Origin of the sequence: Micromonospora sp. NPDC006766 (assembly GCF_040636055.1) — a bacterium.
Classification (GTDB): Bacteria; Actinomycetota; Actinomycetes; order Mycobacteriales; family Micromonosporaceae; genus Micromonospora.
The window spans coordinates 37,406-62,527 of sequence record NZ_JBEYIX010000029.1 but is presented as its reverse complement, the minus strand read 5'-3'; the positions used below and the strand labels follow the sequence as shown (position 1 = coordinate 62,527).

Annotated in this window: 23 protein-coding genes; 9 read left to right on the top strand and 14 right to left on the bottom strand. The window is 72.5% G+C overall.

What is annotated here, in order from left to right:
• Window positions 1-60: 60 nt before the first annotated feature.
• Together ABZ671_RS21920 and ABZ671_RS21915 are read right to left on the bottom strand one after the other, a co-directional pair.
• Window positions 61-963 (bottom strand): DUF3152 domain-containing protein, encoded by a 903-nt coding sequence (locus ABZ671_RS21920; RefSeq protein WP_357861008.1) that lies wholly within the window; start codon window positions 961-963, stop codon window positions 61-63.
• A 59-nt stretch (window positions 964-1,022) separates the two neighbouring features.
• A complete protein-coding gene (locus ABZ671_RS21915) occupies window positions 1,023-3,284 on the bottom strand; it encodes a hypothetical protein (RefSeq protein ID WP_357861006.1) in 2,262 nt (753 codons plus the stop codon).
• Window positions 3,285-3,433: 149 nt separating this feature from the next.
• Here ABZ671_RS21915 and ABZ671_RS21910 point away from each other — a divergent pair, with 149 nt between their 5' ends.
• The 5 genes from ABZ671_RS21910 to ABZ671_RS21890 all read left to right on the top strand — a co-directional run bounded on the left by ABZ671_RS21910 (window position 3,434) and on the right by ABZ671_RS21890 (window position 8,142).
• Window positions 3,434-4,072, top strand: coding sequence for a TetR/AcrR family transcriptional regulator (locus ABZ671_RS21910; protein ID WP_357861003.1), 639 nt, complete (start codon window positions 3,434-3,436; stop codon window positions 4,070-4,072).
• Window positions 4,073-4,137: 65 nt separating this feature from the next.
• Window positions 4,138-4,365, top strand: coding sequence for a DUF3107 domain-containing protein (locus tag ABZ671_RS21905; protein ID WP_357861000.1), 228 nt, complete (start codon window positions 4,138-4,140; stop codon window positions 4,363-4,365).
• Window positions 4,366-4,648: 283 nt separating this feature from the next.
• Window positions 4,649-6,295, top strand: a complete 1,647-nt coding sequence (locus ABZ671_RS21900) for a DEAD/DEAH box helicase (protein WP_357860997.1) — start codon at window positions 4,649-4,651, stop codon at window positions 6,293-6,295.
• Window positions 6,296-6,466: 171 nt separating this feature from the next.
• Window positions 6,467-7,621, top strand: a complete 1,155-nt coding sequence (locus tag ABZ671_RS21895) for an SAM-dependent methyltransferase (protein WP_357860994.1) — start codon at window positions 6,467-6,469, stop codon at window positions 7,619-7,621.
• A gap of 110 nt (window positions 7,622-7,731) precedes the next feature.
• On the top strand, window positions 7,732-8,142 hold the full coding sequence (locus tag ABZ671_RS21890; protein WP_357860991.1) for a helix-turn-helix domain-containing protein: 411 nt from the start codon (window positions 7,732-7,734) through the stop codon (window positions 8,140-8,142).
• A gap of 5 nt (window positions 8,143-8,147) precedes the next feature.
• Here the strand turns inward: ABZ671_RS21890 and ABZ671_RS21885 are convergent, their stop codons facing one another.
• The 3 genes from ABZ671_RS21885 to ABZ671_RS21875 form a co-directional block, all read right to left on the bottom strand.
• Entirely contained in the window at window positions 8,148-9,074 is a 927-nt protein-coding gene (locus ABZ671_RS21885) for a hypothetical protein (protein WP_357860989.1), read from the bottom strand.
• Between the two features lie 109 nt (window positions 9,075-9,183).
• On the bottom strand, window positions 9,184-11,304 hold the full coding sequence (locus ABZ671_RS21880) for a RecQ family ATP-dependent DNA helicase (RefSeq protein WP_357860986.1): 2,121 nt from the start codon (window positions 11,302-11,304) through the stop codon (window positions 9,184-9,186).
• Between the two features lie 37 nt (window positions 11,305-11,341).
• A complete protein-coding gene (locus ABZ671_RS21875) occupies window positions 11,342-13,027 on the bottom strand; it encodes a BTAD domain-containing putative transcriptional regulator (RefSeq protein ID WP_357860983.1) in 1,686 nt (561 codons plus the stop codon).
• 141 nt (window positions 13,028-13,168) lie between these two features.
• Between ABZ671_RS21875 and ABZ671_RS21870 the strand changes: the two genes are divergently transcribed.
• A complete protein-coding gene (locus ABZ671_RS21870) occupies window positions 13,169-13,990 on the top strand; it encodes a hypothetical protein (protein ID WP_357860980.1) in 822 nt (273 codons plus the stop codon).
• A 52-nt stretch (window positions 13,991-14,042) separates the two neighbouring features.
• Here ABZ671_RS21870 and ABZ671_RS21865 read toward each other — a convergent pair whose 3' ends face one another.
• The 7 genes from ABZ671_RS21865 to ABZ671_RS21835 all read right to left on the bottom strand — a co-directional run bounded on the left by ABZ671_RS21865 (window position 14,043) and on the right by ABZ671_RS21835 (window position 19,464).
• Window positions 14,043-15,146 (bottom strand): branched-chain amino acid ABC transporter permease, encoded by a 1,104-nt coding sequence (locus ABZ671_RS21865; RefSeq protein WP_357860977.1) that lies wholly within the window; start codon window positions 15,144-15,146, stop codon window positions 14,043-14,045.
• A complete protein-coding gene (locus ABZ671_RS21860) occupies window positions 15,143-16,033 on the bottom strand; it encodes a branched-chain amino acid ABC transporter permease (RefSeq protein ID WP_357860974.1) in 891 nt (296 codons plus the stop codon). The genes ABZ671_RS21865 and ABZ671_RS21860 overlap by 4 nt, the downstream gene beginning before the upstream one ends.
• The gene (locus ABZ671_RS21855; protein WP_357860971.1) at window positions 16,030-16,758 is read right to left on the bottom strand and encodes an ABC transporter ATP-binding protein; all 729 of its coding nucleotides are present in this window, start codon (window positions 16,756-16,758) and stop codon (window positions 16,030-16,032) included. The genes ABZ671_RS21860 and ABZ671_RS21855 overlap by 4 nt, the downstream gene beginning before the upstream one ends.
• A complete protein-coding gene (locus tag ABZ671_RS21850) occupies window positions 16,755-17,498 on the bottom strand; it encodes an ABC transporter ATP-binding protein (RefSeq protein ID WP_357860968.1) in 744 nt (247 codons plus the stop codon). The genes ABZ671_RS21855 and ABZ671_RS21850 overlap by 4 nt, the downstream gene beginning before the upstream one ends.
• 3 nt (window positions 17,499-17,501) lie before the next feature.
• Window positions 17,502-18,701, bottom strand: coding sequence for a substrate-binding domain-containing protein (locus ABZ671_RS21845; RefSeq protein ID WP_357860965.1), 1,200 nt, complete (start codon window positions 18,699-18,701; stop codon window positions 17,502-17,504).
• 206 nt (window positions 18,702-18,907) lie between these two features.
• Complete coding sequence (locus ABZ671_RS21840) at window positions 18,908-19,156, bottom strand: hypothetical protein (protein WP_357860962.1); 249 nt, start codon at window positions 19,154-19,156, stop codon at window positions 18,908-18,910.
• Window positions 19,153-19,464 (bottom strand): DivIVA domain-containing protein, encoded by a 312-nt coding sequence (locus ABZ671_RS21835; RefSeq protein ID WP_357860959.1) that lies wholly within the window; start codon window positions 19,462-19,464, stop codon window positions 19,153-19,155. Before ABZ671_RS21835 ends, ABZ671_RS21840 begins: the two co-directional genes overlap by 4 nt.
• Before the next feature lie 292 nt (window positions 19,465-19,756).
• On the opposite strand from ABZ671_RS21835, the gene ABZ671_RS21830 reads away from it, so the two are divergent.
• The gene (locus ABZ671_RS21830; RefSeq protein ID WP_357860956.1) at window positions 19,757-19,987 is read left to right on the top strand and encodes a winged helix-turn-helix domain-containing protein; all 231 of its coding nucleotides are present in this window, start codon (window positions 19,757-19,759) and stop codon (window positions 19,985-19,987) included.
• Between the two features lie 245 nt (window positions 19,988-20,232).
• Here ABZ671_RS21830 and ABZ671_RS21825 read toward each other — a convergent pair whose 3' ends face one another.
• A complete protein-coding gene (locus ABZ671_RS21825) occupies window positions 20,233-21,363 on the bottom strand; it encodes a glycerophosphodiester phosphodiesterase (protein WP_357860953.1) in 1,131 nt (376 codons plus the stop codon).
• 106 nt (window positions 21,364-21,469) lie between these two features.
• Between ABZ671_RS21825 and ABZ671_RS21820 the strand changes: the two genes are divergently transcribed.
• Both ABZ671_RS21820 and ABZ671_RS21815 read left to right on the top strand, forming a co-directional pair.
• Window positions 21,470-22,804, top strand: a complete 1,335-nt coding sequence (locus tag ABZ671_RS21820; RefSeq protein ID WP_357860950.1) for a potassium transporter TrkG — start codon at window positions 21,470-21,472, stop codon at window positions 22,802-22,804.
• Window positions 22,794-23,462 carry a TrkA family potassium uptake protein gene (locus ABZ671_RS21815; protein WP_357860947.1) on the top strand — a complete coding sequence of 223 codons (669 nt, stop codon included), beginning with the start codon at window positions 22,794-22,796 and terminating at the stop codon, window positions 23,460-23,462. The genes ABZ671_RS21820 and ABZ671_RS21815 overlap by 11 nt, the downstream gene beginning before the upstream one ends.
• Window positions 23,463-23,465: 3 nt before the next feature.
• Here the strand turns inward: ABZ671_RS21815 and ABZ671_RS21810 are convergent, their stop codons facing one another.
• Window positions 23,466-25,097, bottom strand: coding sequence for a serine/threonine-protein kinase (locus ABZ671_RS21810; protein ID WP_357860944.1), 1,632 nt, complete (start codon window positions 25,095-25,097; stop codon window positions 23,466-23,468).
• Window positions 25,098-25,122: the final 25 nt, after the last annotated feature.

Here is a 25,122-nt window from a genome sequence, read left to right as displayed (position 1 = left end):
CATTTTACCGCTTTTGCCGCTTCTCCCGCGAAATACTTCTCATCGCCACGATCAGGTCTCTCACACCGGCGGGCCCGCGTACCGCCTGCCGTTGAGGTACGGCCACGGGTTCGGCCGGCAGCCGTCGAGGAAGAGGGTCTGCTGCTGCATCACCGGCGCTGGCTTCCCCGCCCCGGGGCACCTCTCGTGCCCGTGCCCCAACTGGTGCCCGACCTCGTGATTGACCACGTAGAGCCGGTACGTGTCCAGCGGCAGCTTCGCGGCGATCAGGTGCGGCACCGAGGTCCGCCACCGGTCCAGGTTGACGACCACCTTGCCCGGCACCCGGCAGGAGGTGTACGGCACCCCGCCGATCCGGATGTCGACCCCGCCGCCCAGACACAGTTGGCCGGCGGTGTCCCGGGTGGCCAGATAGATCGTGAAGTCGTACCGGTCACCCGGGGCGACCCGCTGCAACCGCAGCTGGCCGCTGTCCACCCAGCTCCCCGGCCCGGCCAGCGCCCGCTGCACCGCGTCGCCGAAGGCGTCGACGTCCTCACCGGAACCGTTCTCCACCGCCACCCGGAACCGGCGCAGCACCCCGGCCCGGCCGAGCACCTCACCCGGCCGCTCGTCGTAGGTGAAGGCGCCCCGGCCGTGGGCCGGCACCCGGCCGGGCAGGCTCAGCACCGGCGCGGACGGGGTCGCGTTCGGCGACGGGCGCTCCGACGCGGACGGACGCTCCGAGGCGGACGACGGCGGCAGGGCGCTCGACGGCACCGGATGTTGCACCGCCGGCTCGTCGTCGGCCAGCATTCCCGCGGTCGTCAACGGCCGCTGAACCGTCGCGAAGATGGCGATTACGGCGGCGAGCAGGAACGCGACCACCACGATCACCGTCTGCCATCGGCGCCCGGCCCGACGACGGTCGCGGACGGGACCGGGCCGGGCGGCAGCGCGAGGCGGGTAGGCAGAGACGGGCATCCCGGTCAGCCTGCCATGTCGCGGGTGGGTCACGCTCTCCGCCATGCCGGCGAACGAGCTCAGGCGAGCAGCGCCTCCAGCCGACGGTTCACCGCGGCCAGGGTCGCCCGGACCACCGCCTGCCGGGGATCGCCGGCGACCAGGGCCGAACCGGCCAACTGCTCGACCCAGCCGTCGCACACCAGCAGCAGCACCACGGCGGCCACCTCGCAGTTGCCGAACGGCACCACGGCGGCGTGCTCGACAAAGCACCGCCCCCGTTCCCCGACCGGAGCCTCCCCGCCGAGCAACTCGTCCACCGCCGCCGCGGCGGCTACCGCGCAGAGCCGTAGCACGTAGCCGTCGACCGCCGGCCCGGTGGAGTGGCCCTCCGCCGTCCGATCGCCAGCGATCAGGCGTACCTCCACGGTGGCGTCGAGCCCGAAGGTGCTCACCTGGACGTGGTCGATCACCACCCGCGGCCCCGGCACTCCGCCGGTGTCCAGCGGCCGGGAGGGGGCGGTCTCCGTCGTGGTCATCTGCCCGCCGGAGTACGACGTGCCGACGGTGGCCGGGCTGCCCGTGGCCGTGCCGCCGGTGGCCGTGCCGCCGACCGGAGCGGTGGCGAGCGAGGACTCCTCCACGACCGCCCGACCGCGGTGGACAGCCGTCTGCCGGAGCCGGCGCGGCGGCTCGCCGACCGGCTCCGTCACCTCGGGTGCCGCGGTCGGTTCGCCGGGGCGCTCGGCCGGCGACGGCGCCGAGCGGCGGCGGACCGGGGGCGGCGGGGCGGCCGGAGCGCCGGGCAGGTTCTGCGGGGCGGCGGCCAGCCCCATCCGTTCCTGGAGCAGCCGGGCCACCACCCGGCTCACCTCGGCCGGATCAGCGCCGTCGGCGAGGTCGAGCCGGAGGCTGTGCGCTCCGGCCGGGGTACGGCGCAGGGCGGCATCCCGCACGCCGGCGACCTCCCGGACGGCGTCGAGGATCGCGTTGACGTCGAAGCCTTCGGGCCGCTCGCGCAGCGGCGCCGGCTCGTCGTCCCGACGCAGGTGGGTGGCGATGCGAGCGAGCTCCGGGGTCTCGGCGGACACTTCTCCGGCGGGCGGATCCGGCACGACGGGCACGTCCGGTTCGGCGGGGACGCGCTGCGGCAGCACCGCCGGCGCGGGCTCCGTCGGCTGGGCGTCGGCGACCGGCCCAGCCGGTGGCACCGGTTCGGGGGCGGCCCGGCGGGCGGCATAGGGCGGTGCGCTCGTCGGGGGTGCGGCAGCACGATCGAGGCGGGCCGGCCCACCGGTGGCGGCGGGACCGACGGGGGTCGGCGGTGGGCCGGGCGGGGCGCTGGTCGGCGCGGCGTGCGGCGGCGCGCTGAACGGGGTCACCGGCACGGGCGGCCCGGCCCAACGGGGCCGCTCGCGGTTCTCCCGCGCCGTCGGCTCGTACGCCGGGTACGGCTCGGCCTCGGCCCGGGGCGCCTCGTACGGCCGTGCCGGCTCCGGTGCCCACTCTGCGATGTGCTCCGCATGGGCGCGGCGACCCGCCGGCTCGTCCTCGTGCGCCCGCCGGCCGACGGCCTCGCCCTCGGCGGCGCGGCGTCCGGCGGACTCGTCCTCGACCGCCCAGCGCGGAGCCCAGCCACCGTCCCAACTCGGCGGGTTCCAACTCGGGGCGGACCGGTCCGGCGGCTCGGCGGCGGCCCGCTCGGCGGTCGGGGCATGCAGGCCGGGCGGCATCTCGAAGCCGGAGGCGGCGGCACCGACCGGCGGCACCTGCGGGGCTGGCGGGACCTGCGGGGCTGGCGGGGCGGACGACGGAGCAGCGGCGTCGGCCCAACGCCGGCCGGCCGGCGGCAGGTCGTCCGACAACTGCCGGGTCGGCCCGACTTCCGCCTCAGCCGCGGGCTGTCCCATCGCCGGAGCCGGCCGCTGGGCCGGCACGACCAGCCGGTCGCCATCGGTATCGCGGCGCGGCTCGTCCAACGGCGGGGCACTCACCGGTACCGGGCGGGTCACGGGCGACTCCTCGCCGCTCTGCGGCACGCCGTTGACGTGGCGGCCGTTGACCCGGCCGGACGGCTCCTCGACAGGCAGCCCCGGTAGCGGGGCCGGCAGGTCACCGTGGCGGGACGACGCGGCGCCCCAGCCGGTGTTGCCCTCGGGGCGATGCCAGCCGCCTGGAGCCTCCACACCCTGTGCCCAGCCACCGGGAGCCTCGGTGCCCCGGGCCCAGCCGGTCGTGGGGGGCGCCCACCCGTTGTCGGTGCGGGCCAAGTCGTCCTGCTGACCCGTCCCGTCGCCCTGCTCTCCCGGGGTGGCGGCTCCGGGTTGCCCTGATTCACTCACCGTGCGCTCCTTGGTCGCCCCCGCTGAGGCTACCGTGTGGTGACAGTGGCGATAAGTTACTGCGGCGGGCCAATTCCGCGACGGGTTCATCAAGCCCGACCGGTTCGGGTGAAACGTGCCGGCTCGTACGATCAAACTCGGAGGTTCCCATGACCGCTGTGGGGAACGGTGCGCAAACCGCCGGCCGGCCCACCCGTCTACCCCGCTCGGCGCGGCGCAAGCAACTGCTCGCCGCCGCTCAGGAGGTGTTCGTCGCGCACGGCTACCACGCCGCCGCGATGGACGACATCGCCGAGCGGGCGGGGGTCTCCAAGCCCGTGCTCTACCAGCACTTTCCCGGCAAGATGGAGCTCTACCTGGCGCTGCTGGACACGCACTGCGACGCGATCGTGGCGAAGGTGCACGACGCGATGCGCGGCACCAGCGACAACAAGGAGCGGGTCAGCGCCTCGGTGCGCGCATACTTCGACTTCGTCGACCACGAGAGCGAGGCGTTCCGGCTGGTCTTCGAGTCCGACCTGCGCAACGAGCCGGCCGTCCGGCAGCGGGTGGAGCGGGTCGAGCAGGGCTGTATCGCCGCGATCACCGACACCATCATTTCGGACACCGGCGTGAGCCGGGCGCACGCCGAGCTGCTCGCCTCCGGCCTGGTCGGGGCGGCCGAGACGGCCGCCCAGTTCTGGCTGGCCAGCGGCCGGCAGGTGCCCAAGGCCGAGGCCGAGGCGCTGGTCGCCGCCCTGTCCTGGCGGGGCATCGCCAGCTTTCCGCTGCAAGGTGAGTCAGCCTGAGCGTCGGCCCGGCAGATCGGATAACCTTCTCACGGCGGCTCTTTCGCCCCAGCTGAGGAGGCACTGTGGAGGTCAAGATCGGCGTGCAGTACGCGCCGCGGGAGCTGGTCCTGGAGAGCGCGCAGTCGCCGGCCGAGATCGAGCGAATCGTGACCGACGCCGTCGCCAAGGGCGAGGGCACCCTCTCCCTGACCGACGAGAAGGGCCGACGGATCATCGTTCCGGTCGGCAAGGTCGCCTACGTCGAGATCGCGGAGGCCGCGCCCCGCGCGGTCGGGTTCACCGTCCGCTGATTTCCTGCCTGGTCGCCGTGGCGGGGGCACCCGCCGCGGCGGCACCAGGCCCCAGCAGCGGAATCAGGACGCCCCAGTGGTGGTTCAGGTAGTATGGAGCAGTTGCCGTGGGCACCGATCAGATCAACACCGGACATCAGCCGAGTTGATCAGCGTCCGGCCCCCGGCGCGCGTGCGGCCCGGTCCGTTGCGGCTTGCTGCCCCCGACCGTGTGGCCCGCGCCATACCGACCGCGCCCTGAGGACATGAGGGGCGCACCACGAGAGGGCACCCCCAAATCCATATGAGCGAGCAGATTGAAGGCCAGTCGCTGGCCACCACCGCTCCGGTCCGTCCGGAGGCTCCCACATTCGCCGCGCTCGGCGCCCGGCAGGAGACCGTCGAGGCACTCGCGGCCGCCGGCATCACCCACGCGTTCGCGATCCAGGAGTACGCGCTGCCGATCGCGCTGCGCGGCGTCGACCTGATCGGCCAGGCGCCCACCGGCACCGGCAAAACCCTCGGCTTCGGCATCCCGCTGCTGGAGCGGGTGTTCGCCCCGTCCGAGGGCGGCGACGGCCGACCGCAGGCGCTGGTCGTCGTACCCACCCGTGAACTGGGCCTCCAGGTCGCGAAGGACCTCGACACCGCCGGCCGCACCCGGGGCGTCCGGGTGCTGCCGATCTACGGCGGGGTGGCGTACGAGCCGCAGGTCGAGGCGCTGCGCAAGGGCGTCGAGATCCTGGTCGGCACCCCGGGCCGGCTGCTGGACCTCGCCAAGCAGAAGCAGCTTCGGCTCGACCGGGTGCACGCGCTGGTGCTCGACGAGGCCGACCGGATGCTCGATCTGGGCTTCCTGGACGACGTCGAGAAGATTCTGGCGATGCTGCCGGAAGACCGGCAGACCATGCTCTTCTCGGCGACCATGCCGGACCCGATCGTCACGCTGTCCCGGCGCTTCCTGCGCCGGCCGATGACCATTCATGCCGGGCACACCGCCGAGACCGGCCCGTCGCCGCAGACCAAGCAGCTGGCCTATCGCACCCACTCGATGAACAAGGTCGAGATCGTGGCGCGGATCCTCCAGGCGGAGGGGCGAGGTCTGACCATGATCTTCACCCGCACCAAGCGGGCCGCCGACCGGGTCGCCGAGGATCTCGACTTCCGCGGCTTCGCGGTGGCCGCCGTCCACGGCGACCTGGGCCAGGGTGCCCGGGAGCGGGCGCTGCGGGCGTTCCGCGCCGGCAAGATCGACACGCTGGTCGCCACGGATGTGGCCGCCCGGGGCATCGACGTCACCGGCGTGACGCACGTGATCAACTACGACTGCCCCGAGGACCAGGACACCTACACCCACCGGATCGGTCGCACCGGCCGGGCCGGGGCGACCGGCGTCGCGGTGACGTTCGTCGACTGGGACGACATGCCGCGCTGGCGGATCATCGACAAGACCCTCGGGCTCGACATGCCCGAGCCGCCCGAGACGTACCACACCTCCGCGCACCTCTACACCGACCTGGACATCTCCCGGGACGTCACCGGCACCCTGCCGACCGCCGAGCGCACCCGGGCCGGGCTGTCGGCGGAGGTCGAGGAGGACCTCGGCGGTGGCCGGTCGCGGCGTGGCGAGCGCGGCGACCGCGGTGAGCGGCGGGGCGGCGAGCGGCGGGGCCGCGAGCGCCGTCGAGGTCGCGGTGGCGAGACGGGCGCGACGCCCGAGGGCGACGCCGCCGAGGCGAGCGCCGAGGAAGGCACCCGTACCCCGCGCCGCCGGCGACGCCGGGGTGGCGACGTGGTGGCTGGCGAGCCCACCGCGGCGATCTCCGCCGAGGGTGGCACCGAACCGGCCGTCGCCGAGGGCGAGGCGGCCCCCCGGCCGCGCCGCCGCCGGCGCCGTCGTGGCGGTGGCGGTTCGAGCGCGGGTACGCCGGCCGAGGCGACCGCCGAGTGACCGAAAGCCCGTAGAGGGTGCCGGTGGGGCGGAATGAATCTCCGTGACACCGGCGACCCGGGTATCGGTTTTTAAGAGCGGTATGCCTGTGCGGCATACCGCTCCCAAGACATCGGTCCGCTCTGGCGCGACACGCCGAGAAGCCTGGCGCACCGAGTATGAAGAGGAGCCATGCCGGAACCGCTCGACGCCGCCCTCACCGAGGTGCGGGCGCTGCTGCTCGACCCCACCCTGACCCGGGCGGTCGCCGCGGGTCGGCGTCGCGGTCAGCGCCCCTCGGTGGTCCGCGCCGAACTACGCCCGGTCGCCCTCAAGGCCGGCCCCCGGCTGCAGATCTCCACCTCCGACGGTGCCCGGCCCCACATCAGGAACGTGTCGCCGGGCGACGAGGCCGGCGCGGCGGTCGACGCGCTGCTCGCCGAGCCGTTCGGCAACTGGCACGTGGAGACGGCCGACACGACGCTCCAGCTACGAGTGACCAAGTCGGGCGAGGCACAGGTGCACCGGGCGGCGGCGAGCCGCCCGGCGCCCGAGCCGGGCGGTCACGACCGGGCCAAGGAATACCTGCTCGACCCGGGCGACCCGATGTTCGACGAGATCGGCGGCTCGGCCGCCAAGCGCCGCCAGGTGGACGCGTTCCTACGCGCGCTGGCGGCCACCCTGCCGGCCGACCTGGCCGGGCCGCTGCGCGTGGTCGACCTGGGCTGCGGCAACGCGTACCTGACCTTCGCCGCGTACCGGTACCTGACGCAGCGCGGCCTGGACGTGGAGCTGGTCGGGGTGGACGTCCGGGAGGACCAGCGCCGGCGCAACACCGAGCTGGCCGAGCGGCTGGGCTGGGCTCCTCAGGTGCGCTTCGTAGCCGGCACCATCGCCGACGCGGTGGTCGAGCCGGCCCCCGACCTGGTGCTGGCGTTGCACGCCTGCGACACCGCCACCGACGAGGCGCTGGCCCGGGCCGTCCGGTGGGATGCCCGCTGGGTGCTCGCCGCCCCCTGCTGCCACCACGACGTGGCGGCTCAGCTCCGCTCCCGACCGGCACCGGGACCGCACGGGCTGCTCACCCGGCAGGGCATCCTGCGCGAGCGGTTCGCCGACGTGCTGACCGACGCGCTGCGGGCCGGCCTGCTTCGGCTGCACGGCTACCGCGCCGAGGTGGTGGAGTTCGTCGACTCCCGACACACCCCGCGCAACCTGCTGATCCGGGCCCGGCGGACGGGAAGCGAGCCGGCCGACGACCAGCGGGCGGAGTACCGGGAACTGGTCGACCAGTGGGGGGTGACACCCCGGTTGGCGACGCTGCTGTCCGGAGCACCGCCGGCCTGACGGCCCACGAAACCTTCCGCCCGATCAGTCAGTTGTTTCCGACTGCGGCCGTACTACGCTCATACGAGCACCGGCCGGTGCCGCAGCCGGGAAGGAAAAGCCCCAGGGCGATGGCAGAGGTTTCGCCGCAGATGGCCTTCGCGCGCTTCGTGCGGCGGGCCATCGACGACGCCCGTGAGAAGCGCGGCTGGACGGTGACCGACCTGGCCGCGCACACCGGGGTGGGTCGCTCCACGGTGTTCCGCTGGCTGGCCGGTGACTGGCAGGACTATCCCGAGTTGGCCAAGGTGCGCGGCTTCTGCGGAGCGCTCGACCTGCCGGTGGCGGCCGCCTTCCGCGCGCTCGGCCTCCCCGACGCCGGCCCGCTCACCCGCCGCCGCGCCGACGACACCCCGGTGGAGGCAGACGTCCGGGTGATCCTGGAGCGGCTGGCCGACCCGAGCGTCCCCGCCGAGGAGAAGCACCACATCCGCGACCTGCTCCGCTACCTGGCCCGCCGGCCGATCCGCCGGGCCGGCTGACCAGCTCAGGCCACCGACACGGTGAACTCGGCGGTACGCACCACGCCGGCCACCTGAAAGTCCAGGAACATCCGGTAGCGACCTGCTCCCGGCGCGATCATCCAGAACGTCACGGTGCCCGGTTCGGCCTGCGGCCCGGGGTGCACGTGCAGGTAGCCGAGGTCCCCCTCGCGCAGCGCGACCAGGTGGCCGTACGCGCCGAGGTAGGGCTCCAACGCCGCCGGGGCGTCGCCGGCCCGGATCGTGAACCGCACCGGCACCATCTCGCCCGCCTTCGGCGTGCCCTCGTAGCCGACGTTGAACCCGTCGAGCGTGGCGGCGGTGCTCTCGGCCGGCAGCGGTCGCGGCACGTACCCGCCGGGCGCGGCCAGATCGACGCCGAGCGTCACGGCGGTCTGCTGGCCGTCGTCGGCGACCGCGGTGAAATCGGCGTACGCCCGCCAGACGCCCGCCTCGGGCAGGGTGAGCGGCACCGACCAGGTGCCGTCGGCCGCCATGGTCGGGTGCAGGTGCTGGTAGCCACTGAGATCGCGGCGCACCACGATGAGGTGCATCGGCTTCTCGTGCACGACGGCGAAGCGGGTGACCGCCCGGCGCTGCTCGTTCCTGATCTGGAAGCGCAGCTCACCGGCCCGGCCGACCGGGAACTCCACGGTCGACGGGGCGATCGTGTAGCCGCCCGAGCTGATCGACAGGCCGGCGGCGTCCGCACCACCGGCCTGCGTGGCGGTGGACCCGTCGTGCGAGTGGGGGGCGGTGCCCGGCGGGTGGGTGTGCGCCGCGGTCACCGGGACGGCGCCGGACGCGGTGGTCGGTGGCGGATTCAGCCGGCCGAGCCCGAACCCGAGCAGCACGGCGAGCACCAGCCCGCCCACCATCAGGGCGAGCCGGAGCGTGCTCCGGTCCACCCCGATCGGCTCCGCCTCGGTCATGCGCCCACCGTACCGTCGGCCGTGGCCCCGCCGCATCGACGGTCGGTGACGGTGGTGGCGCTCGCAGTTCGGCCGGCCCGGGAACTTTTTTCCAGGTGAAGCCGACGGTTCAGCCGGCGACGGCGAGGGCCAGCGGGAGCACGTCCGGCGCCCCGGCGCGGCGCAGCAGCCGGGCCGCCATCGTCATGGTCCAGCCGGAGTCGACCAGGTCGTCGACGAGCAGCACCGGTCCGGCCAGCCCGGCCAGGGCGTCGGCCAGCTCGTCGGGCACGGCGAAGGCGTTGTGCAGCGCGCGTACCCGTTGGGCGCTGTTGCCGCGCGGCCCGGCGGCCCCGGCGGGTCCGATCGGGACGACCCGGCCGAGCAACGGCAGCCGGCCCACGGTGGCGATCCGCTCGGCGAGCGTGCCGACCAGCGTCGGGCGGGTGCGGGAGGCGACGGCGACCACGCCGACGGGGCGGCGCGGCCACGGGTCGTCGCCGTGCGCCCACGCCTTGAGCACCTCGATGACCGCCGCCGCGACGTCGTCGGGGATCGGGGCGTCCGCCGCCTCCGGGCCGACCAGGCCGCGCAGCCGCCCACCCCAGCCGAGGTCGGACAGGCGCCCCACGGCCCGCCCGGGCAGCGCCTGCTCCGCCGGGGCGATGCGCCCCTTGAGGGGTACGCCGACCGCCTCCAGGCCGGTCGGCCAGAGCTTCTTGGGCGCGATCTGCACGCCGGGGCGGCCGAGGAAGGCCTGCGCGGCGGTGAGCGCGGCACCGGACACCTCGGCGGTGAACAGCGCCTCGGCGCAGGTGTCGCAGCGGCCGCAGTCGGCCGCCCCGGTGTCGTCCAGGCACTCCCGCAGGTAGCGCATCCGGCAGCCGGGGGTGCTCGCGTACTCGCGCATGGCCTGCTGCTCGGCGGTGCGCGCCTGGGCGACGCGCCGCAAGCGCGCCTCGTCATAGACCCAGGGCTCGCCGGTGGCGAGCCAGCCGCCGCGTACCCGACGGACCGCGCCGTCCACGTCGAGCACCTTGAGCATCAGCTCCAGCCGGGCCCGGCGCAGGTCGACGACCGGTTCGAGGGCCTGCGTGGAGATCGGCCGGTCGGTGTGCAGGGCGGCGAGGACCGCCCGGACCTGCTCCTCGGGTGGGAAGGCGAGCGAGGCGAAGTAACGCCAGATCGCCGCGTCCTCGACGCCGGGCAGCAGCAGCACCTCGGCGTGCTCGACGGCCCGGCCGGCGCGGCCGACCTGCTGGTAGTAGGCGATCGGTGAGGGCGGTGCGCCCAGGTGCACCACGAAGCCGAGGTCGGGCTTGTCGAAGCCCATGCCGAGCGCGCTGGTGGCGACCAGCGCCTTGATCTTGTTGTCCAGCAGGTCCTGTTCGGCGGCGCGGCGGTCGGCGTCCTCGGCCTGCCCGGTGTACGCGGCCACCGACCAGCCCCGCGCCCGCAGGAACTCCGCCGTCTCGCCGGCCGCCGCCACGGTCAGCGTGTAGATGATCCCGGAGCCGGGGAGCCGGTCCAGGTGGTCGGCGAGCCAGGCCAGCCGGTGGGCCGGGCTCGGCAGGTCGAGTACGCCCAGCCGCAGCGACTCCCGGTCGAGGGTCCCGCGCAGCACCAGGGCGTCACCCAGCTGCTCGGCGACGTCCTGGGTGACCCGGGCGTTGGCGGTGGCCGTGGTGGCGAGCACCGGGGTCCGCTCGGGCAGCTCAGCGAGGAAGGTACGCAGCCGGCGGTAGTCCGGCCGGAAGTCGTGCCCCCAGTCGGAGACGCAGTGCGCCTCGTCCACCACCAGCAGCCCGGTGGTGGCGGCCAGCTTGGGCAGCACGCCGTCGCGGAAGTCCGGGTTGTTGAGGCGTTCCGGGCTGATCAGCAGCACGTCCACCGCCCCGGCGTGGATCTCGGCGGTGATCTCGTCCCACTCGTCGAGGTTGGCCGAGTTGATGGTCCGGGCCCGGATGCCGGCCCGGGCGGCCGACTCGACCTGGTTGCGCATCAACGCCAGCAGCGGCGAGACGATCACGGTCGGGCCGTGTTCCCCGCGCTCCCGCAGCAGCGCGGTGGCCACGAAGTAGACGGCCGACTTGCCCCAGCCGGTGCGCTGTACGCAGAGCACCCGCCGCCGGTCCACCACCAGCGCCTCGATCGCCCGCCACTGGTCCTCGCGGAGCCGGGCGTGCTCGCCGGCCAGCCGCCGCAGCACCGCCTCGGCCTGTTCCCGTACGGCCACCCGATCCTGACTCATCCGGCATTTCTACCAGGCGTCCTGGGGCGGCCGACGATCACGACGGCGGGACGGGCGGCGCGGAGGACGGCAGGAAGAGCAGGATCTCGCGGAGGCAGTCCGCCGCCGCGGGCGGCAGCGGGCAGCGCGCGACCAGGTCTTCCAGGGACGTGTACGGCCCGCGCGTCCACCGCTCGATGACGATCCGCTGGCGCTGCCCGTCGGTCAGTCCCGGCAACGCGGCCAGCACGAGGTCGGGGACGCCGTTCACGTCGACCAGCCCGCCATCGTCAAAGGTGCGCGGCAGATCGGGACGGCCGATGCGGAGCTCGTACCGGGCCAGCGGGAAGTGCATGAGCAGGGAGCGCGCCTGTTCCCGGCGCATCCGTTGCTCCACCGCGCGCTGCTGGCCGGCGCCGTGCCGCCGGGTCAGGAACGACCACAGGTCCGGATTGAGCAACACCACGTGGACGGCGCCCACGAGCCAACAGAGCGCGATCGCGGTGAGGCAGTACACGCCTTCGACGCCCAGGGAAGCATCCTCGTCCACCGATGCGTCATTGATCGCGATGACGAACATGCTGGCGAACAGCAGCAGGTAGCCGATCCCGGCCAGCGCGAGCCGCCAACTGCGACGCCACAACGCGTACGCGAGGACCACCGCCCAGGTGAGCGCGCCGAACGACAGCAGGGTGGCCGCCGTGCCGGTGATGGTCGCCGTGGTCCGGATCCACCTCCGCGCTTCTTGCCGGGGCAGCCCGACTGAGGGCTGGAACGCGCTGGAAGGGTGCCCGGGCGGAACGGTGGCGGCCGGCCAGCCACTATCGGCCTGGGCCACGGCCGGCGCGGACGCCGACGGAGGCGCTGCGCGCCCCGGCAGCGGCCGGGCCGCCACCGGGGAGCCCGAGCCGGTCACGACAGAATCCGGCCCGACGGCCGCGAGGACGGGCGGGCCGCTGTACGACGCGTCCGGGGTCAGCGTCGGATCCGAGCGCAGCATCCGCCCGTGCAGCTCCTGCAGAGCCTCGCCCGGCTCGATGCCGTGCTCCTCGCGGAGCAGGTCGGCGAACTCCCGGTACGCGGCGAGCGCCTCCGCCTGCCGCCCGCTGCGGTACAGCGCCAGCATGAGCTGGTGCCGCAGCCGCTCCCGGACCGGGAACTCGGCCACCAGCTCGACAAGTTCGCCGATCAGCTCGCGATGCCGGCCGCTCTCCAGTGTCAACTCGACGCGGGTTTCCAGTGCGACGGCCCGCAGCTCCACCAGCCGGTGTCGGGCGGCCTCGAAGAACGGCCCGGCGAACCCGGTGAACGGTTCGCCCTGCCACATCGCCAGGGCGGCCGTCAGCTCTGCCTTCGCCTCGGCGGTACGCCCGGCCGAGTGCTGCTGCCGGGCCAGGTGCACCCCGCGTTCGAAGCGGACCGCGTCCACCGCCTCCGGACGGATCCGCAGCAGGTATCCGGCGTCGGTGAGGGTCAGCACCTGTCCCGGCGTCCGCGGGGACCGCTCGGGTTCCAGCACCCGGCGCAGGCCGGCGACGTACTTCTGTACGACGTTGGGACCGTTGGCGGGGGACTCACCCGGCCAAACCGCCTCGATGATCTGCCCGATCGGCACCGGGCGGCCGGCGGAGAGCAGCAGCACGGCGAGCACCGACCGCTGCTTGCCGGCGCCGAGGTCGAGTGGACGGTCGGCGTACCAGGCCCGCTGCGGACCGAGGATCTCGAAGCGCAACGCCTCTGACATGCGAGTTTCCGCTCCTACCCCACCTCTCGGCCGGCGACGGCGGCCGGCGGCAGTCGCACGGCAGCATATCGGCAGTCAAACCGCCGTTGCGGCCGCCAGCATGGTCCCGGACCGAGTTAGGCAACGAGAAAGAGAAGTGCGATGACACAGGCAACGGGCAGCGCCGGCACCCTCTCACGGATGGTGGGGACGGTCGCCGTCACGCTGGCCGCCACAACCCTGGTCGGGGGTTGCGGGCTGAAGAGCGAACCGGCCGCCACGCCGGGAAGCGGCTCGGTGGCCAGCCCGACCGCCACCCCCAGGGAGGCGCTCCTCGACGCCGTCCCGGGCGAGACGGACGGCGCCTTCAGGTTCGCCGGCAAGGACGCGTCCAGTGACGTGAGCGGACGAATCGACCCAGCATCGAAAGCCATCGAGATCACCATGGCGATGCCCCCGGACAAGGACGGCATCACCACGAAGATGTCCTTTCTGGTGATCGAGGACAAGCTGTGGATGAAGGCGAAGTTCAGCGGGCAGCCGGGCCTGCCGAAGTTCCCCGACAAGTGGATGGCGCTGGACCGGTCAAAGCTGACCGACGAGGGCAGCGTGCCGCGCTACGACGGCGCGGACCAGGGCAACGCCGGCCCGCTGATCGAGGCAGCCACCTCGGTCGAGCAGCAGGAGCCCGGCAAGTACACCGGGTTCATCGACGTGACCAGCGGAAACGCGGCCAAGGCGTTGGACGAAGGGGAAGCGGAAGCGCTCGGTGAGGCCGGCAAGCACGTGCCGTTCACCGCGCTGGTGGGGCCGGACAATCACCTTTCCTCGCTGGTGCTGGAGATGCCCTCGGTCGGCAAGCACAAGGCGTACCGGTACGTCGTCACGTACACCGACTTCGGCAGCGCTCCGAAGATCACCGCGCCGACCGGCAGCGCGGCGATGAAGGCGCCGGCCCTGGCGTACGAGCTGCTGAACGGCTGAGCGACGACGAGAGGCGGCGGCCACACGGGGGGCCGCCGCCCTTCCATGTTGATTATCGGCGGCGGAGGGCGCCCAGCACGGGGGCCAGGCGGGAGCGGAGGCTCGTTAGGCCGCCGGGGAAGAAGTAGACGGCCAGGATGAAAACGGTGCCGAGGACGAACAGGGGCTGGGACAGCGGGCGGCTGAGGAACGCCGGGAGGCTGTTCACCGCGTCGCTGCTGCCGAAGGCGGTCAGCCGGTGGTCCAGGTACATGTAGAGGATGCCGCCGAGCACCGGACCCCAGCGGGTGCCCGGGCCGCCGAGCACCACCATGACCAGCAGCGACAGGGTCAGCTCGGAGGAGGTGATGCGCGGAGACGCGCCGACCAGCAGCGAATAGACCACGCCGCCAGCCGCCGCGAGCCCGCCGGACAGGGTGAACGCGACCAGCTTGAACCGATACGGGTCGAGCCCGAGCACCCCGATGCGGCGCTCGTCGTCGCGCAGCCCGGCCAGCACCCGCCCGGTCGGCGAGCCGCTCACCCGGTGCACCACGAACACGACCAGGGCTAGGTACGCCAACGCCAGCCAGTAGAGGTTGACCGTGTTCCCCACCCCGATCAGCGCCGCCGGCAGCCCGGCGACGTCCAGCGTCAGCCCCTCCTCGCCGCCGGTGAGCCCGCCGAAGTCCCGGGCCACCAGGATCGCCCCGACCTGGGCGAAAGCCAACGTGACCATGGCGAACGCGATCCCGCTGGTACGCAGCGCGACCGCGCCGAGCAGCCCGGCCAGGATCGTTCCGCCGGTGACGGTGAGCAGCCCCGCCTGCCACAGTGGCAGCCCGCCGCGGGTGACGAGGATGGCGGTGCCGTAGACCCCGGCGGCGAAATAGAGGGCGTGCCCGAAGGAGAGCATCCCGGTCCGCCCGAAGAGCAGGTCGTAGCCGGCCGCCAAGCCGCCGAACACCAGGCAGACGGCGAGCAGTTGCAGGGTGCCCGGCGAGTTCAGCAGCCCCTCGAAGACGCCCGGCAGGTACAGCTTGCAGTAGGGCAGGCCGGCCGCGAGGGCGAGCGCCACCAGCGGCAGGTACGGCCGCAGCCGGCGCCAGCGGGCGGGCCAGGGCGCGAGTTTCTCGGGCACCCGTGCCGGCGGCGCCTCCACCACCGAGTTGGTCATGCGTGAGCCACCTTTCCGGCCAGGCCCTGCGGACGCAGCAGCAGCACCACGGCGAGCAGCCCGACCACGCACAGGTCGCCCAGGCCGGAGGCGCCGTAGTAGTTGACGAACTGTTGCAGCAGCCCGACCACGACCGCCGCGTACGCGGACCCGACCACCGAGCCCATCCCGCCGATCACCACCACGATGAACGCGAAGATCAGCAGCGAGCCGCCCTGCCCGGGCGAGACGGTGCCGAAGAAGACCCCGCCGAGCGCGCCGGCCAGCGCGGCGGCCGCCCCGCCGATCGCGAAGACCAGCGTGAACGCCTTGCGCACGTCGATGCCGAGCGCGGTCACCATCTCCCGGTTCTCCACCCCGGCCCGGATGATCAGGCCGTACCGGGTGAAGCGGAGGAAGGCGAGCAGCCCGCCGAGCACCAGCGCGGCGGCGATGATCAGCAGCAGCCCGGCGTTCGGCACGTTCGCGTCGAGGATCGAGGTCACCTTGAGGGTCCACGCCGGGCGGGGGAACGGCCGCGCGTCGGCACCCCAGGTGGCCTGCAGCAGCGCCACTCCGGCCAGCGACAGGCCGACGGTGACCAGCACCTGCTCGATGGTGCGGGAGTAGAGCGGCCGGATCAGCACCAGCTCGACCAGCACCGCGACGAGCGCCCCGGCGAGCACGCCGAAGGCGACCGCCAGCACGAATCCGAAGCCGCCCGAGCCTGCCCCGGGCAGGTTGCCGGCCGCCCACCAGGTCGCGTACGCCCCGACGCCGAGGAACAGGCCGTGCGCGAAGTTGAGCACGTCGGCCAGACCGAAGACCAGGGACAGGCCGGAGGCGACCAGGAAGTAGAGCGCCGCCAGGCCGAGCCCGGTCAGCGCCAGCAGGATCACCGTGCTCACGCCTTCACCTCCCCCGAGCCGACCCCGAGCAGCGACTTGGTCAGCGCGGTCTCCAGCAGCAGGTCCTGGGCGTTGCCCGTCCAGGCCACCTGGCCGGCGGAGAGCACCACGGCGTCCCGCGCCAGCCGGCGTACCACGGCCAGGTTCTGCTCGACCAGCAGCACCGGCACGGATTCCGCGACCCGTTCCAGCACCTCGGCCACCTCGGTCACCACCTTCGGCGCCAACCCCTTGGTCGGCTCGTCGACCAGCAGCAGTTGGTTGTCGTTGAGCAGCACCCGGCCGATCGCGAGCATCTGCTGCTGCCCGCCGGAGAGCGAGCCGGCCCGTTGCCGTCCGCGCCGGTCCAGCTCAGGGAAAAGGGCATAAACCCGGTCGTACGCCGGGGTGGTGCCCCGCCGTTCGGCGAGCCGCAGGTTTTCCGCGACGGTGAGGCCGGCGAAGACGCAGCGGTCCTCCGGCACGTAGCCGAGGCCTTCGCGGACCAGCCGGTGGGTGGGGCGGGCGAGCAGGCTCCGCGCGCCCATCCGGACGGTGCCGCGCACCTCGCCGTTACGCGGCGTCAGGCCGACGATGGCGCGCAGCGTGGTGGTCTTGCCGACGCCGTTGCGGCCGAGCAGCACGGTCACCCCGCTGGGCGCGACCTTGAACGACACGCCCTGGAGGATGTGCAGCCCGGCGATCCGTACCGACAGGTCCTGCACGCTGAGGACAGGTTCGGTCATAGCGATTCCCCCAGGTACGCCTCCTGAACGGTGGCATTGGCCATCACCGTGTCCGGGGTGTCGCAGGCCAGCAGCGCCCCGTGGTGCATGACGGCGATCCGGTCGGCCAGCTCCAGGATCACGTCCATGTGGTGCTCCACCATGAGCACCGACCGGCCGCTGTCGGCGGTCAACGACTTGATGACGGCAACCAACTCGGGCACGTCCTCGGCGCTGACCCCGGCCATCGGCTCGTCCAGCAGCATCACCCGGGGTTCCCCGGCGAGCAGCAGGGCGATCTCCAGCTTGCGTTTCTCGCCGTGGGCCAGGGTGCCGGCGAGCGCCGTACCCCGGTGGGCGAGGCCGACCCGGTCGAGCGCCGCGTCGGCGGCGGCGGCCACCTCCCGGTCGGCCGCCGCCCGCCGCCACAGCTTCATCGAGCCACCCCGGTGCGCCTGCACGGCGAGCCGGACGTTCTCCCGCACCGTCAGCGAGCCGAACACCGAGGACGCCTGAAAGGTACGCCCCAGCCCGAGACGGGCCCGCCGGTGCGGCGGGAGGGCGGTGATGTCCTCGGCGTCCAGCAGGACTCGCCCCTCGGTGGGCCGACGCAGGCCGGTGATCAGGTTGAACAGGGAGGTCTTGCCGGCGCCGTTCGGCCCGATCACGCCGAGGAACTCGCCGGGCGCGAGGTCGAGGTAGACGCTGTCGACAATGGCGACCTCACCGATCCGCCAGGTCAGACCGCGGGTGGCGAGCACGGGTCAGCCCTTCATCTGGGTGACCGGCGGCGCGGTCTCGTCACCGGTCAGGGCCTTCTCCGCGGTTGCCGTGAAGTCGGTGCCGCTGCCGGTGAGCTTGGCCTGGTACATCGGCTGGAGCAGCGCGTGGTCCTCGGCGCGGATGGTCATCTGGCCCTTGACGCCGTCGAACTGCCAGCCCTCGAGCGCCTTGATCATCTTGTCGACATCGTCGCCGCCCTCCTGCACTGCGCGGGCGATCATCTGGGCGGCGGCGAAGCCGTCCGGGTGGAACAGGTCGATGGTGCCGACCTTGTCCCTCAACGCCTTGCCCGCCTCGGTGTTGCTGGCCCCCTCGAAGTAGTGCGACAGGAAGGAGATCTTGCTGCCGGCCGCGCCGAAGGTGGGCCAGGAGGCGCGGATGTCCAGGCCGGTGACGACCGTGGTCGCGGCGAGTACACCCTGCTGGTCGAGGGTCTGCCACATGGCCGGGGCGGTGGTGCCGGCCCAGGCGACGAAGAGCAGGTCCGGCTTGGCGGCCTTGATCTGGCTGGCGAAGGGGGTGAACTCGGCGGCGCTGGCCGGGGCCCGGACGCTGCTCACGGTCGCACCGGCGCCCCCGATCACCGCCTTGACCGCCGCCTCGTTGGCGTCGCCGAACGCCCCCTCCTGGGCGAACACGACGACCTTCTTGCCGGCGGCGTCGCCGATGAAGGACTTGGCGGTCATCACGTCCTGGTAGGACTGCCGGCCCGACCGGAACGTGTACCGGTTCGCCCCGGTCACCGCGTCGGTGGCCGCCGGCCCGGAAACGAAGAGCACCTTGTTCTGCTCGGCGATCGGGGCGACCTGCAACGCCACGCCGGAGGCGGTGGAGCCCGCGAGGATCTTCGTGCCCTTGCCGATCAGGTCCTTGGCCGCGGAGACCGCCTTTGCCGGGTCCCCCGCGTCGTCGACCTCGGTGACCTCGATCGTGCGGCCACCGACCTTGCCGGTGCCCTTGGTGGCATAGTTGAGGCCGGCCTTGAAGCCGTCGATGTACTGCTTGCCGTAGCTGGCCAGGGGCCCCGACTGGGAATACACCAGACCAACCTTGACCGGGGCGGCGTTGTCGCCGCCGCCGGACGCGGTGTCCTGCGGGCTGCCACAGGCCGTGGCCGCCAACGCGGCCGCCATCATCGTGGCGGCGGAGAGGAACACCCGTCGCGTGTGCCGGATCGTCATTGCGACTCCAGGTGAGGACAGGGGGAACTCATTTGTTGTCGGCTCACGCTAGAAGTGACATCACCCACGAGCTATGTGGCCGAAACACACAAGTATGCGCGGTGGGGTGGCCTTCCCTGACAGCTCCCGGCGTCCCGGCGGGATCCCGATGACCCGGGTCGCCATCGATGCGCTGGGCGGTGTGTCGTCCCTCGCCACCGCCACCGCTATCCACCCTGGCCGCACGCGCCGTCGTGGTCGGCCGGGCGCGGGCAACGTCGGCCGCCGTCGAGCGTCCGGTCGCAGTAAACCCAGTGGCGTACGGACTGCGCGTCCTCGGTCGACACCGTGGTCCCGGCCCGCTCCACGTCGGCCAGGAAGCTGAGCGCCCGGCAGATACTGCGGGCGAACCGCCGCGCACCCTCGAGGTCGGTGGCGAGCACCGGCAGGTGTACAACGAAGCGCTCGCGGCTCACCGCCGCACCCCCGGCGTGAAGCGCGACTGCCAGCTCCGCAGCGCCCGCTTGATCCGTACGTTCTCCTCGCGGGTGAGGGCCACCTCCCGGCGGGCGGCGGCCAGGTCACCGGCGACCCGACACAGGAACGCGTGCACCTCGGCCGGGTCGAGCCCGCGCCGCACACTGCGGAACTGCCGCTCGCGGATCTGCCCGACAGTCAGCGGCAGGCAGTATTTCGAGCGGTACCACCCGTCGTTCGGCGGCCGGGGTGCTGGCCTCGTCGCCCGCCTCGCCGCCGGCCGGAACAGGTTCAGCACGTTTCGCATGAGCACCCTCCTCGCCTGGTCGGATCCTGGAAGGCGGGCCGGCCCACGGACAGGGGACGGGGCCGGCCCACCCGGCCCCACGACCGCAGCCCTGCTCGGCGGTACGACCCCGGAGCCCACCTCTGGGTCCGAACTCCAGGGGGTTTGCCGAACCAACCGGAGCCGGACATCGCAAACCTACACCAGTATCTGGTTCTGGTCGACCCTCCACTTTCGATGTGTCGCAACTTGTTGCAGTTACTTGTGCAAGTAGGGCAGGATCGGATTCGCCGAACCAACCGGAGTCCTCACCATGCCCACAGCCGAAGCGCCATACCGCCAGATCGCCAACGACCTCACCGCGAAGATCAGGAGCGGAGAGCTGAAGCCCGGCGACAAGCTGCCCTCGACCCGCGAGCTGGCCGAGGCGTATGGCGTTCACATGAACACGGCTTACCGCGCCATGTCGCTGCTGCACGACCGTGAGCTGATCACCGGCCAGCCGGGGCGGGGCACCTACGTCGCCGAGCGCCCCGGGCAGTAAGCCCCTCGCTCCCTACAGACCTGATGGCGTAAACGATTCAGGCCCAGACGCCTGGGCTGATTCGTTTACGCCATCAGCTCGAAAGGCAGCGGCGCAGACAAACCTCCGCCGTGCCGATCCATTCACGTCATCAAGTTCGTAGCGCCGAGCGGGCACACCCCGGGCCACGGCCGGCCACGGAACACGATGCCCTCGCCGCGGGGTGTCGCGAAGCGCAGGAGCTCGTGCACGGAGCTGGGCACGTCTCAGCGGCCGGCGCGGGCCGCCACGGCCGTGTCGGGCTGGTCGGCGAAGGCGCCGTCCAGGCCGAGGCCGAAGAAAAGCTCGTACTCGGCCGTGATGTCGCCACGGGCGTTCGGGTCGGTGCCGATCCGGAAATCGACCGGGAGGAACTGGTTCTCGGCGCGGAAGGTCCAGGCGTGCACCAGCAGCTTCACCCGGTGCGCGTCCCGGATCACCGTGGTCGGCGCGCGCAGCTTGCCGGCCGCGTCCCGAGGCACGATCAGATCCTTGTGCAGGCCGATGCCGTCGGCATACTTGGCCACCCAGGCGAGGCCCGCGGCCGAGGCCAGGTCGGCATAGCTGCGCGGGTCGCGGGCAACGGTGAAGTCGTATGGCTGGCCGGCGGCGTCCATGAGCTGGATCAGTCGTACGTCGATCATCCGGTCCAGCTTGCGCAGGTTCGCCGTCTCGAAGCTCTGGATGAAGACCGGGTCGTTGCGGTGGGTCAGCTTGTTGGCCTTGAGCACCGCGACCAGCGGCTCCTCCAACGGTCGCCCGATCGAGGCGAAATAGCTGGGGTGCTTGGTCTCCGGGTAGACGCCGACGGTCCGGCCACGCGCCTTGGACTCGGCCCGGGCCAGATCGATGACCTCCTGGAAGGTCGGCACCTCGAACCTACCGTCGAACGCGGTGTTGGGCACCCGCACCTGGGGCAGCCGCTCCTTGGCCCGCAGCGTCTTCAACTCGGCCAGGGTGAAGTCCTCGGTGAACCAACCGGTGACCTTCACCCCGTCGATGGTCTTCGTCGTCTTTCGAGCGGCGAACTCGGGGTGGGCGGCCACGTCGGTCGTACCGGAAATCTCGTTCTCGTGCCGGGCGACCAGCACACCGTCCTTAGTCGAGACCAGGTCCGGCTCGATGTAGTCGGCGCCCAGCCGGATCGCCAGCCGGTAGGACTCCAGCGTGTGCTCCGGGCGGTAGCCACTGGCCCCACGGTGGCCGATCACGATCGGCTGCTGGTCCGCGCGGAACTGCCCAGCGTGGGACTGCCCAGCGGCGGGCTCGGGCTTGGCCTGGGCGGCCACGGCCGGCACCACCACGGCCGCCGCGAGCAGCGCGCCGGCCACGCCGAGGGCGGAAAGGGTACGTCGCAACGCCATCTCCTGTCGTCGATGAGTACGCCCAGCAGACCCGGTGTGGTTGACCGCCAGTTGGTCGGTTTCTGTCCTGTCGGTGAATCTCTGGGCGGAAGATGGCGTGGTGCGCCGTCTGCTCCGTCGTCCCGTACGGCTGGTGCCGTTCGGGTTTCTGGCGGCGATCCTGATCGGCACCGGCCTGCTGATGCTGCCCGCAGCCGACAAGGCGCACCACTTCACCCCGTTCGTCACCGCGCTCTTCACCGCCACCTCGGCCGTCTCGGTCACCGGCATGGCGATCAACGACACCCCGAACTACTGGACCGACTTCGGGCTGGCGATGATCACCGTGCTCACCCAGCTCGGCGGCCTCGGCATCCTGACCGGCGCGGCGCTGGTGGTCCTGGTGGTGTCCCGGCAGCTCGGCCTGCGTAGCCGGCTGCTGGTGCAGGCCGAGACCGCCGAGTACGGCATCGGCGACGTCCGCTGGTTGCTGGCCCGGATCGCGGCGACGGTCTTCGCCACCGAGGCGGTGATGACGGCGGTGATCGCCGGCCGGCTGGCGCTGGCCTACGGCTATCCCCCCGGGCGGGCCCTCTGGTACGCCGCGTTCCACGCGATCCAGGCGTTCAACAACGGCGGGTTCGCCCTTTACTCCGACGGGCTGGTCGGGCTTTCCCGTGACCCCTGGGTGATGCTGCCGCTGGGCCTGGGCGCGATCATCGGCGGGCTGGGCTTCCCAGCGCTCTTCGAGGCGGTGCGGGAGTGGCGGCGGCCGCACCACTGGGCGATCGCCACCAAGCTGACCATCTGGGGCAGCTTCATGCTGATCCTGCTCGGCTTCGCCGCCCTGCTGGTCAACGAGTGGCGCAACCCCGCCACGATCGGCACCTTCGACCCGGCCGGCAAGGTGCTGGCCTCGTTCTCGCAGATCGCGCTGAGCCGCACCGGCGGCTTCGACGTGATTCACGTCGCCCAGCTCAGCGAGGAAAGCTTCCCGCTGATCATCGTGTTGATGTTCATCGGCGGCGGCAGCGCCAGCACCGCCGGCGGGATCAAAGTCTCCACCTTCTTTCTGCTCGCCTTCGTCATCTGGGCCGAGCTGCGCGGCGAACCGGACGTGACGGTGGGCGGCCGGCGGATCGCCACCGCCAGCCAGCGGCAGGCGTTGACCGTCGCGCTGCTCAGCGTGGCGGTGGTCGTCGCCGGCACGGTCACGGTGATCGTGCTGACCGAGCACGTCCGCTACTACGCCGTGCTCTTCGAGGTCACCTCCGCGTTCAGCACAACCGGGCTGAGCACCGGGCTCGCCGCGGAGCTGAAGCCGTCCGGCCAATACCTGCTGACCGCGCTCATGTACATCGGCCGGGTCGGCCCGCTCACCCTCGGTTCCGCGATCGCGTTGAACACCCGGCGACGCCTCTACCGCTATCCAGAGGAGCAACCCATTGTCGGCTAGAAACACGGACGACAGCGGCATCGTGGTGATCGGTCTGGGCCGGTTCGGTTCGCGCCTGGCCCGCTCGCTGACCCACCTCGATCAGGAGGTGCTGACCCTCGACCGCAATCCGGAGCGGGTCCAGCACTGGTCGACGCTGCTGGACCGGGTGGTGCAGGCGGACTCCACCGAAGAGGTGGCGCTGCGCCAGCTCGGCGTGGCGGACTTCCGCCGGGTGGTGGTCGCCATCGGCGCCTCGGTGGAGGCGAGTGTGCTCACCGTGCTGGCGCTGACCGAGCTGGGCATCCCGCAGATCTGGGCCCGGGCCACCTCCGAGAAGCACGCGAAGATCCTCGGCTCGGTGGGCGCGCACCACGTGATCTTTCCCGAGGCAGAAACCGGCGAGCGAATCGCGCATTTGATCGTCAGCAAGATGCTGGACTTCATCGAGTTCGGCGACGAGTTCGCGATCGCCAAGGTACGCGTACCGGCGGCGCTGGTGGGGCGGCGGCTGCGCGACGTGAGCCCGACGGACCGCTACGGCGTGATGGTGGTCGGCGCGAAGCTTCCCGGCGAGCGGTTCCACTACGCCGGCCCGGACACGGTGCTTAAACCCGAGAGCATGCTCGTCGTGGAGGGCAGCATCGACCAGCTACAGCGGTTCGCCACGCTGAGCTGAACGTCACTTCTTCTTGTCCGGCCCCTTGCCTTTGCCCGGCTTCTCCGTCTTTTCCGGCTTCTTGGGCTTCTTGGTCTTCTCCGATTTATCCGGCTTGGCCGATGTCTTGGCCTTCGGAGCCTTGGCCGCTGGCGCCTTGCTCGCTGGGGCCTTGGCCGCTGGCGCCTTGGCCGGCGTCGAGCCGGCCACCCCGGACACCTGCACGCCACAGGTGGTGCCACCGACCTTGAACTCGACCGGCAGCGGATTGCCCCCGGTGTAGCGGCCGGTCAGCGAGACCTTCTTCGACGCGCCGGGAGCCAGCACGGCGTCGGCGGCCGGCGCTTGAAGCTGCACCGTCCGACCCTGCTGGCGTACCGCCGGCTGGGCCTTGGTGACCGTCTGCCGGCCGGGGAAGGTGAAGCTCATCGTCCAGTCGCGCAACTCCCGGCCACCGGTGTTGGTGAGGGTCAGATCGGCGGTGAAGTCCTTGCCGGAGTCCTGCCGCAACACGTAGTCCACCGCGCAGGGCGTCCGCTGCGGCAGCCCCATCCGGGCCTCGGTCGGCTCCACGTCGCCGCTGGCCGGGCTCCTCGAGGTCATCCCCCAGATCACGGCGGTGACCGCGACCAGTCCGGCGGCGGCCACCGCAGCCTCCACCCGACGCCGCCGCACGGCGGCCCGGCGGGTGCGGGTACGCAGGGCGGCGAAGGGCAGCGCGTCGGTCTCCGACGACCAGGGCAGGATGGTGGTCCCGGCGTTCTCCGGCAGCGCCCGGTCGAACCGGCCGAGCGCCGGGGAGACCGGCATGATCGCCGCGATCCCCGCCGCGCCGGCGAGCGTGCCGGCCACCTCGGCGGTCGCGGGGCGGTCCTCGGGGCGCTTCGCGAGGCAACGCCGGACCAGCTCCTCGACCTCGTCGGGCAGCCCGACCACCGGAGGCATCGGGTCCGGGTCGTGGTACATGTGCGCCTGGAGCATCTGGGTGGTGGTGCTGGCCTGCCAGGGCAGCCGCCCGGTGAGCATCCGGTAGAGCAGCAGGCCGACGGCGTACACGTCGGTGGCCGGGGAGACCTGGCCGTGGTCCAGCCGCTCCGGCGCCAGGTACGCGGGGGTGCCGAGCAGGGTGCCGTCCGGGCCCTGGTCGCTCTCCCCCACCAGCGCCGAGATGCCGAAGTCGACCACCTTCACCCCGGTCGGGGTGAGCATGACGTTACCCGGCGTTACGTCTCGGTGGACCACGCCCCGGGCGTGCGCGGTGGCCAGCGCCGACGACACCTCCGCACCGATGGCCACCGCCTCCCGCCAGGGCAGCCGCCCGCCGCGGCCGAGCCGGCTGCTCAGCGGGCCGCCGTCGACCAGTTCCATCACGACGTACGGCACGGCCAGCCCGACCTGCTCGGACTCGCCGTAGTCGTAGACGTTGGTGATGTTGGGGTGGCAGAGCCGCGCGGCGGCCTGCGCTTCGAGCCGGATCCGATGCCGGAACGCCTTGTCGCTGGCGAGCCGGGAGGCGAGCACCTTGACCGCCACCTGGCGGCCGAGCACCTCGTCGTAGCCGCGCCACACCACCGACATGCCGCCCGCACCGAGCTGCTCGATCAGCCGGTACCGCTCACCCAGCAGCTGCGCGTCGCCCCTGGCCGATACACCCATGGTCGGTCCTGTTGCCCGCAGCCGG

Coding starts and splice junctions, on each gene's coding strand:
- ABZ671_RS21900 (WP_357860997.1), top strand. CDS start 4,649: ATGAGCGAGCAGATTGAAGGCCAGTCGCTGGCCACCACCGCTCCGGTC.
- ABZ671_RS21810 (WP_357860944.1), bottom strand. CDS start 25,097: ATGGGTGTATCGGCCAGGGGCGACGCGCAGCTGCTGGGTGAGCGGTAC.
- ABZ671_RS21845 (WP_357860965.1), bottom strand. CDS start 18,701: ATGACGATCCGGCACACGCGACGGGTGTTCCTCTCCGCCGCCACGATG.
- ABZ671_RS21885 (WP_357860989.1), bottom strand. CDS start 9,074: ATGACCGAGGCGGAGCCGATCGGGGTGGACCGGAGCACGCTCCGGCTC.
- ABZ671_RS21910 (WP_357861003.1), top strand. CDS start 3,434: ATGACCGCTGTGGGGAACGGTGCGCAAACCGCCGGCCGGCCCACCCGT.
- ABZ671_RS21865 (WP_357860977.1), bottom strand. CDS start 15,146: ATGACCAACTCGGTGGTGGAGGCGCCGCCGGCACGGGTGCCCGAGAAA.
- ABZ671_RS21880 (WP_357860986.1), bottom strand. CDS start 11,304: ATGAGTCAGGATCGGGTGGCCGTACGGGAACAGGCCGAGGCGGTGCTG.
- ABZ671_RS21835 (WP_357860959.1), bottom strand. CDS start 19,464: ATGCGAAACGTGCTGAACCTGTTCCGGCCGGCGGCGAGGCGGGCGACG.
- ABZ671_RS21855 (WP_357860971.1), bottom strand. CDS start 16,758: ATGACCGAACCTGTCCTCAGCGTGCAGGACCTGTCGGTACGGATCGCC.
- ABZ671_RS21920 (WP_357861008.1), bottom strand. CDS start 963: ATGCCCGTCTCTGCCTACCCGCCTCGCGCTGCCGCCCGGCCCGGTCCC.
- ABZ671_RS21830 (WP_357860956.1), top strand. CDS start 19,757: ATGCCCACAGCCGAAGCGCCATACCGCCAGATCGCCAACGACCTCACC.
- ABZ671_RS21875 (WP_357860983.1), bottom strand. CDS start 13,027: ATGTCAGAGGCGTTGCGCTTCGAGATCCTCGGTCCGCAGCGGGCCTGG.
- ABZ671_RS21870 (WP_357860980.1), top strand. CDS start 13,169: ATGACACAGGCAACGGGCAGCGCCGGCACCCTCTCACGGATGGTGGGG.
- ABZ671_RS21890 (WP_357860991.1), top strand. CDS start 7,732: ATGGCAGAGGTTTCGCCGCAGATGGCCTTCGCGCGCTTCGTGCGGCGG.
- ABZ671_RS21895 (WP_357860994.1), top strand. CDS start 6,467: ATGCCGGAACCGCTCGACGCCGCCCTCACCGAGGTGCGGGCGCTGCTG.